The 9703-nt window shown below is 65.1% G+C and carries 1 protein-coding gene; it reads left to right on the top strand.

From position 1 onward, the window contains the following. The first annotated feature begins 224 nt into the window (after positions 1 to 224). Positions 225 to 8927, top strand: a complete 8703-nt coding sequence (locus tag FRC96_RS09850; RefSeq protein ID WP_146974323.1) for a PPC domain-containing protein — start codon at positions 225 to 227, stop codon at positions 8925 to 8927. Positions 8928 to 9703 lie beyond the last annotated feature (776 nt).

The following is a 9703-nucleotide window of genomic DNA, read 5'->3' as shown; positions in this document are numbered from 1 at the left end:
CGTACTACGGTGGGATCGGCGGGATCGCGTTACGTTATTCCTGTAAAAATACGTCAATACTGCAATCCCCTTGACATGGATATTCAATTTCCTCATCGTATTCGACGCGACGTATTCCCGCTAACATAGCGAAAGTTAAGTGTTTCACAGGTTCTCTGGCGAGCAGGCTTCCCCCTGCTCGGCGATTTGTGGTCACAGGCGCACCCTTTACGTGAGGAGTCAACATGCAGCGGCCCCCCCTTCGGAACTGGACCCCGGACGCGCAGAATCTGCGCCGGTGGTTCACGCTCGTGATGCTGAGCAGCTTCACGCTTTTTGCCGCAGCCTGCGGCCCCGACGACGACCCCCAGGTGACAAACCTCTGTGAAGACGTCACCTGTGAGCGTGGCGTCTGCGAGGCCGGTGAGTGCGTCAACGCCGGCGAATGTGCCATCGACGAGGACTGCGTCGATGGCTTTTTCTGTGGCGACGAAGGCGTCTGCCAGGAAGCCAGCTGCGAGGACGTGACCTGCGATCGCGGACAATGCTCCGAGGCCACCGGCCGCTGCGAAAACGCCCCGGCCTGCGCCATCTCCACCCAGGACGAAGACTGCCTCGACGGCTTTGTCTGCGCCGAAAACCTCTGCGTCACCGAAGAAGCCTTCTGCGAAGAGCTCGCCTGTGACGAAGGGCGCGGGGTCTGCTCGGTGGAAGAGCGCGCCTGCGTCAACGCCGAGAACTGCGAGGGCTCCGATCAGAACTGCGCCGACGGGTTCTTCTGCGCCGAAGACAACACCTGCCAGGCCAACCTCTGCGACGAAAACGACGAATGTGCCCGCGGCGTCTGTGACCCCGCCAGCGGCCAATGCGTCGACCCGGAAGTCTGCGCGGAAGCCGACGACTGCACCGATGGCTCCTTCTGCGTGGCGGGCAGCTGCCAGCCCGAGGCCGACGCCTGCGCGCCCTGCGAAGGCAACCAGATCTGCGATTACGACGCCGACGCGCTGAGCGTGAGCTGCGAAGAGAACCCCGCCGGCTGCTCCAGCGCCTTTGACTGCGCCGGCGACCGCGCCTGCCAGGGCGGCATCTGCGTCGACCCGGTGGCCTGTGTGCCCGACGCCCTTGAACCCAACGACGACGCCGAGAGCGCCACCGACCTGGCTCAGGCCGAAGAGGGCGTGACCGCCGCGGGCATCTGCGCGGCCGATGTCGACGTCTTCACCTTCAACACCCTGGGGCGCGGCCTTGTGCGCGGCACGCTCGTGGTGGACGTGCGCACCGCCTCCGAAGATCGCGGCCTGGGCCAGCTCGAAGTCGCCATCTTCGGCGTCGACGGCGCCGAGCTCAGCCGCCAGACCACCAATGAGGTGGGCGTGGCCTCCTTCGCCCGCCTGCGCAACGCCGCCCAGATGGGCGTGCACCGCATCGAAGTTCGTGACGCCGGTGAGGTGCGCGACCCGGGCGTGCGCTACGAGATTTTTGCCGACGTGGTGCCCGAAGCCGTCGCCAACGTCTGCGCGGCCGCCGTCCTGCTCGAAGACGGCGACACCGCCAGCGGCGACACCTCCGACAGCACCAGCTTCCAGATCCAGCCCACCTGCGCCGAGGACGGCAGCACCGCTGGCGAGCGTATCTTCACTTTTGAGGTCGAGGAGCGCAGCCGCGTTGAGCTCAACCTCCGCCCCTCCTCGATGGTCGAGCTGACCCTCTCGCTTCGCACCACCTGCGAGTCCGCGTTCAGTGAGCAGGCCTGCCAGTTCACCCCCGGCGCCGGTGTCATCCAGCGCATCCGCCAGACGCTCGCCCCGGGCACCTACTTCGCGGTGGTCAAGGGACCGGCCAACAACACCGGCGGCGGCTTCAACATCGACCTGAGCATCGACCCGCTGATCTGCTCCCCGGGCGCGGCCGTCTGCCTCGACGAGGGCACCTCCCGGGTGTGCAACGCCCAGGGCACCGGCTTTGAAGAAGAGACCTGCCTCGACGGCTGCGTGGCCGAGAGCGGGCTGTGCGAGCGCCCCGACGGCGACACCTGCCTCAACCCCATCGACGCCTCCGCCGGCTTCAGCGGCATCATTGACTGGGCCAACTACGAAGACGAAGTCAGCCTGGACGGCGGCGACGTCGAAGCCGGCGAGAGCTGCCTCAGCGTCGCGCAGAGCTCGCGCACCTTTGGCCCCGAGGTCGTCTACTCGGTGAACCTCCCCGCCGGCCACGCCCTGCAGGCCAACCTCATCAGCAACAGCGACCACGCCGCCCTGCTCGTCGTCGAAGATTGCGCCGACGCCGACCTGAGCTGCCTCGCCGCTCAGGTTGACGCGACGGAACTTCTCGACGGGCGATTTGAGCAAGAACTCGTCTACACCAACGAGACGACCGGCATTCAGAACCTGCTGGTCGTCGCGTCGTCGTCGACGACGCCGACCGGTGACTCGGAGATTCACATCACCTCGGGTGAGGTTGTGTGTACGCCCGAAGAAACCGCTTGTGACGGCGATGCCTTTGTGCGCTGCAACGCTGCGGGAATTGAGTTGGAAACCGTGCGCGAGTGCAACTTCGGGTGCAATCCAGACGCCGTCCTCAAGGAAGCTACCGAGACCGATCCGGAAGAACGTGGTCCCGCCTGCAACCTGGGCACCAACCAGGTTTGCCGCAACGCCATCGATATTCTCAATGAGGGCGGCAGCTTTGAGGGCGAGATTCTGGACTACACCAACGACCTCGACCCGGACGACAGCGCCAACCCCACCGGCTGCACCGGCCGCCGGGCCACCGGGGGTGACGCGACCTTCTTCGTCGACGCCTCCGCCGGCGACGTAATCACCGCGCGTCTCAACACCGAGTTCGACGCCTCGCTGTGGATCACCACCGACTGCAGCCGCGCCGCCGAGCGTTGCCTCGCGGGCAGCGACTCCGGCGTGGCCGCCGAAGAGTTCGTTCAGCTGACCGCGCCTCAGGACGGCCGCTACTTCATCATCGTCGACTCGCAGTCGGGCGAAGAAGGGCTCTTTAACCTGGAAGCCACCGTCGCCCTGCCCACCTGCACCCCCGGCGAGCTACTGGGCTGCGCCGACGCCGACACCCTGGCCTACTGCGGCCCCGAAGGCGCCCCGGCCAACTTCGCCTGCGTCGGGGGCTGCACCGGCTCGACCTGCAACTCGCCGCGCGGCGATGCCTGCTTCGACGCCATCCCGGCCGCCGACGGTGACGTCTTTGCCGGCTCCTTCAACGGCCGAACCAACACCCTGGAGATTCCGGGTGAAGTGCTCGGCGCCTGTGACTTCTCCAACGCCGACGACACCTTCTACGCCGGCGACCCCGTGCTGGGCCCTGACGCCATCTACTCGGTGGACCTCGAAGCCGGTCAGGCCCTGGAGGTCGCCGGTGTGAACAACTCCTTCAGCGGCGTCTACTACATCCTCACCGAGTGCGGCGCGGCCGAGAGCTGCGTGGACAATTCCGTACGCGGCGAAAACCCCAGCCTGGTGCACTTCGCCGAGCAGGATGAGACGGTCTACGTCGTGGCGTCACGCTACAACCAGCGCACGAGTGCCTCCGAAGGCTACGTCCTCAACTTCAAGGTGGTCGACGTGACCTGCACCCGTGGCGAGCGTCGGTGCATGGACAGCGTCACCGCCGAGGTCTGCACCGCCGCCGGCTACTGGGAGAGCTACGACTGCCCCACCGGCTGCACCGATGGCGTCTGCTCCAGAGCCCCGGCCAACTCCTGCAACACGGCTCAACTTGTGACCGAAACCAGCACCTTCACCAACAGCTTCGCGCAGCTCGAGAACGCCACCGAAGAGCGTTTGCGCGACGCTCCCGAAGGCTGCTTCGACGAAGTGACCTCGTCCCTGGCGACCAGCGGTCCTGACGCGTTCTACGAAGTGCGCCTGAGCGCCGGTGACAAGCTCGATGTCCAAAGCTCCGGCGGTTCGCACTACCTTTACGTGCAGAGCACCTGTGGCGAGCTCAACTCCTGTCTGGCGAGCAACGCCGGCGCATTTACCTCGCTCAACCAGAACCTGACGTATAAAGCCGAGCAGGACGAGACGGTCTTTGTGGTGCTGGATACGTCCATTAGCTCCACCAGCGATTTTGAGGTCTACTTCGGCATCACCCCGACCGGCACCGGCTGCACCACGGGCGACGCCTACTGCATGGCAGATGGCGAGACGCTGGCGGTCTGCGACAGCAACGGCGACTACAACGCCTACCGCTGCACCGACGGCTGCGCGAACGATCGCTGCGGCACCCCTGACGCGCGCATCTGCGAAGATGCGGTGATGCTGACCGCCGGTCAGACCTACCGCGGCGACTTCAACGGAACCGCGTCGGTGCCCCTTGACCTCGCGGCGCAGGGCCAGTGCGACTTCACCTCACTCGTTGGCGAAGCCGAAGACTACGGCGACTGGATCACTCGCGTGCACGCTGTCGACGTTCGCCAGGGCGAGCTGCTGACGGCGAAGCTGCGCAGCCGTGCCGACGACTTCTTCATGTACATCACTGGCGAGTGCGGTCAGGGATCTGCGGCGTGCGAAGCGCTCTCGGCCACGGGCTACAGCCCCGAGGTCAGCTACCTGGCCGACCAGGACGAGACGGTCTACGTGGTCGTCTCCCGCGCCGATGACGCCTCCAGCGGTTATTACCTCCTCGATGTCGCTACCCAGACCCCGGGCTGTTCGCCGGGCACCTCGCAGTGCCTTGCCGACGGCCGCACCCTGGGGCGCTGCAACGATGAGGGCGTCTTTGATATCTACCCCTGCGAGGGCACCTGCTCCAACGGCGCCTGCGACCAGCCGGTGGGTGATGCCTGCTTCGACGCCATCCCGCTTGTCACCGGCCAGCCCACTACGGGCACCTTCATGGGCACCAACCAGATTGAGCCCGCCGAAGGCGAAGCCGGAAGCTGCGAGTTCGCCAACACCTTCGCTGGCCCGGAGACCATCTACAGCATCTTCGTGCCCGCCGGTCAGGCCCTGACCGTGGAGCTCGATACCCCGGTCTTCGGCGCCTACGTCTACATCCTGGGTGAGTGTGGCGAGGCCAACTCCTGCATCGCTCTTGCTCGCAACGACCGCGAGAGCACCACGACCTTTGTGGCCGACCGCGACCGCACCGTTTACGTGGTGGTCGACAAGACCGGCGCGGTGATCGACGAGCGTGAGTTCACCCTCACCGCCGACTACCAGACTCCGGAATGCACCCCGGGTCAGCAGCGCTGCAGCGGTGATGGCACCTCGCTTCAAATCTGCAACGAGTTCAACTTCTTTGAGACCTACGCCTGCAACAGTGGCTCCTGCTCCGCCGGGCGTTGTGAGACCCCCAACGGTCAGAGCTGCCAGGACGCCCTGCCCCTGGAACTCGACCAGATCACGACCCTGACTCAGGGGTCGGTTAACTGGCTCGACTCCGGCGACAGTGATTCGGGTGCCTGCTCGATCTCCGGTAGCAACCCCGTGGGCGAGGCCTACCGCTACGTTGACCTCGAAGAAGGCGATGTGCTCGACGTTGTCGTCGACCGAGCCACCAACTTCTTTATGGAGCTGATGATTCTGGAGGACTGCTTCGATCTGAACAGCTGCCAGGTCTCCGATGCGCTCTCCACCTCAAGTGGCGGAGAAGTCCGCTACGTCGCCGACCGGGCTCGCCGCGTCTACGTCGTCCTCGACGATGACTCGGAGTGGGGCTCGCAAGAGCTCTACGCCACCGTCACCCCGGCGGAGTGCTCCGAGGGTGAGCGCCGCTGCAACACCGAGAGCGGCAACATCCAGGTCTGCAACGAGTTCGGCATCTATGAAGATGACTACCAGTGCGACGGTGCCTGCACCGAAGCCCTGACCTGTGAGACCCCGAAGGGCGACCGCTGCTTCGACGCGATTCCGCTGCCCGGTGACGGCGTGGCGGTGAGCGACAACGTCTCCGGCCTCTCCAACGAGATCGGCTTCAGCTCCGGTGCTTACGGTGCCTGCACCTTCGACCACAGCGCCACCAGCGGCTACGACCGCATCTACTCGGTGCAGGCCTCGGCCGGCGATGTGCTGCGGGTGAACTACAGCACCACCGACACCTCGAGCTTCTTCTACGTACTCAGCGAGTGCGGCCAGATCGAGAGCTGTCTGGCTAACGGTCACTTCCGCGCCGGTGCGAAAGACGTCTTCATCCCCATCACCGAAGACGGCACCTACTACATCGTGGCCGACCGTCAGTCCTCCTCGACGAGCACCAACTACAACCTGGAGGTTGAGATCACCCAGCCCGACTGCATCGCCACCGGCGTCACCCGCTGCACCCCCGACGGCACCGGTGTCGAGTACTGCAACGAGTACGGCGTCTTGGAAGTTACGGACTGCAATGGCCAATGCGTCAACGACCGCTGCGAAGCGCCCACCGGCCAGACCTGCGGTGACGCCATCACCGTGGTTCCCGGCCAGGTCTACACCGGAGACTTCAACGGGCAGAACAACCTGGGCGCCTACAACACGGCGAGCACCGGGGTCTGCGAGTTCTCCTCGACCAATGAGACCCACGGTGCGGACACCTTCTACGAGGTGAACCTGCGCGCCGGCGACGTGATGCTGGTGAACTTCACCTCCAACGCGTCCGAGGGCATGGCCTACCTGGTGGAAGACTGCCGCGACATCGGCACCTGCCTCGCGCAGGGGGTTTCGTCGGGCACATCCAGCACCCCGCGCGGCTTTGAATACATCGCCGAAGAAGACAAGACCGTCTTCATCGTGGTGGACCGCCGCGCTACCAGCCTGAGCTCGAGCACCTACGAGCTGAGCGTGGATCTCACCGCGCTCAACTCCTGCACCCCGGGCGCGACGAGCTGCTCGGCGGATGGAAGCTCGATTGAGTACTGCGACGATCGCGGCATCCTGCGCTCCTACGCCTGCGCCACCGGCTGCGTGGCCGGCCAGTGCTCGCCGCCGGAGGGCAACCTCTGCTTCGACGCCATCCCGGTGACCAGCGGCGAGACCGTGGATCATGAGCTTGCCGGCGCTACCAACTCCTTTGAGTTTGGCGTCAACTCGGGCTGCTACCTCTCGGAGCGTTTTGAGCCGATTGGCCCGGACCGCGTCTACAGCATCGAGCTCACCGCCGGCGACCGCCTGGACGTGGACTTCGAAACCTCCTCGTCGTTCAACGCCGACAACATCCTGATGTACGTGCTCGACAGCTGCACCGGTCAGGTCGACGCCACCTGCCGCACCGCGGCCTTTGGCAACTGGGATCTCTCCTTTGTCGCCGACCAGTCGCAGACTTACTACGTGGTCGTCGATGAGCTGCGCTCCAGCCCCTCGACGAGCGTCTCGCGCTCGCTGACCTTCAACGTGACGCCGGCGCAAAATGGCGAGGTCTGCCTGCCGGGTGAATCGCGCTGTGAGGGTGGCACCGTGAGCATCTGCAACGCTCAAGGTACCGGCTTTGATACCCAGGCCACCTGTGAGTTCGGCTGCGAGCGCGACTTCTGCGCGGGTCCGGCTGAACCCAACGACACCTGCGCCGACGCCCTGCTCATCAGCGGTCCGACGGTCATCTACGATGACTTCAGCGAGTTCGAAAATGACTTCGGCGGCTTCTCCAACCGCTGTGGCAGCTCCTCGGCCTCGGGTCGCGACGCGGTCTACCGCCTGGAGATGGACCCGGGTCAGATCGTGCGTGTGCGGGCTCGCTCGACGCGCAACACGGTCGAGCCTCAGGTCTCTATCGTCGAAGACTGTGAGAATATGGAGGCGTGCCTCGCCAACGACCGCAACGAGCCCGACGCCCGCGCCGAGTTCTTCTCGGCCACCGGCGGCACCTACTACGCGGTGGTCGACGGGTCCTCCAGCCTTCAGGAGATGTACATCGTCGAGTTTGACTTCGATGTGGCCGAGTGTTCTCCCGGTGAGCAGGTCTGCCTGGATGCGACCACCCTGGAGTTCTGCACCGACACCGGCGTCTTCGACACCGTGGAGTGCCCCCTGGGTTGCTCCAGCGACGCCTGCAACCTGCCGGCGAACAACACCTGCGAGGGTGCCATCGACGCCGGCGAGGGCCTGGAGCTGACGGTGGATATGGATGACTTCACCCGCAACTACGACTCCGACCTGGGCAGCGGCGTGGCCTGCACCGGACGTCAGGGTGACGGCCCCGACATGGTCTACTACGTCGACGCCCAGAAGAACGACGTCATCAACGCCACCACCGGCAACTCCGACTTCTGGCGCGTGCTGTGGATCACCACCGACTGCTCCGACCCGGCCACCATGGCCAACGAGTGTGTCGCCGGCACCAACGCACGCTTCAGCAGCGACGCCTCGCTGAGCTACCGGGTCCCCACGGCCGGTCGCTACTACATCATCGTTGACTCCTACGACTCGGTGCTCGACGAGGTCACCGGCACGCTGGACATCGACATCAGCGTCGACCGTGCGATCTGCCAGCCCACCGAAGGCTTCTGCGATGAAGACGGCAACCTCAACTTCTGCGCCGCCGACGGCTCGGGCTTCATCACCCAGACCTGCGCCTCGGGCTGCGCGGACGGGGCCTGCACCCCGCCGGTGGGCAACGTCTGCCCCGACGCCGTACCGCTCACCAGCGGCGTGGCGTACGTCGGTGATTTCGCCAACTACACCAACCACTTCGACCCGGGCTACGAAGGCTGCACAGGCTTCGACGCCCCCGGCGCCGACGCCGTCTTCTCCATCGCCCTGGCCGCCGGTGAAACGGTGACCGCGACGGTGAGCAACGTCGCCGACGCGACCAACGACATGGCCCTCTACCTCATCAGTGATTGTGGTGATGAGCGCGCCTCCTGCCAGGCCGGCTCCGACCTGCCCGGCGAGGGCGCGGAGAGCGTGACGTTTACGGCCACCGAAGCCGGCACCTACTACCTGGTGACGGATACGTGGATCGAAGGCGTCACGGGTCAGTTCGAGATCACCGCGACGGTGAACTAAAGGTTGGTGCCCTCCCCTGCCGCATGAAGGCGTGTGGTGGGGGGAGGTTTGGGCGTGAAAGCGTGTGGTGCGAAGAGGCTGGAAGGAAGAGCGGTCTCTTGAAGTAAAAAAGCCCGATCCCTGTGAGGGGGTCGGGCTTTTTGTGCTTCAGGCACAGCCCACCACGCGGGCCAGGCTGCCGTCGGTGGTGCGCAGCACCGTCCCGACCTCAAGCTCCCCCATCGCCACATACTCGCCGCGCGCCGGCACGAAGAAGGGATGCTCGGGGGTGCCCGAGATGGTGGTGGGTTCGGCAGCGCCGGCGGTGGGGGCGTAAGCGACTCGGAGCGCTTACCTGCCGATCTGGCTGGCGAGATCGCCCACTCAGGAGACTTACCTCCCGATCTTGCTGTCGAGATCGCCAACTCAGACGCCTTACCTGCCAAACTGACGTCTCGAGAACGCCAACTAAAGAGCCTTACCTGGCGATCTGGGTCGCGAGATCGGCGACTAAGCCGGCTGACCTGCCAGACTGGCGTACCCAGAACACCAACTAAGGAGGCTTACCTCCCGATCTTGCTGTCGAGATCGCCAACTCAGAAGCCTTACCTGCCAGACTGACGTCTCAAGATCGCCAGCTAAGGAGGCTTAGCTCCGGATCTGGATGGCTCGATCGGCGACGAAGGAAGCTTACCTGCCGATCTGTCGCGGTGAGTTCGTCGCCTGAGAAGCTTACCTGCCGATGTCGCCGACCCGATCGCCAACTCAGCCTTCCGAACTCATAGTTACCGGGCCTC

It is taken from the genome of Lujinxingia vulgaris, from assembly GCF_007997005.1.
Classification (GTDB): Bacteria; Myxococcota_A; Bradymonadia; order Bradymonadales; family Bradymonadaceae; genus Lujinxingia.
Note: the sequence above shows the minus strand (reverse complement) of the source record. Positions and strands in the feature narration are given on the sequence as shown.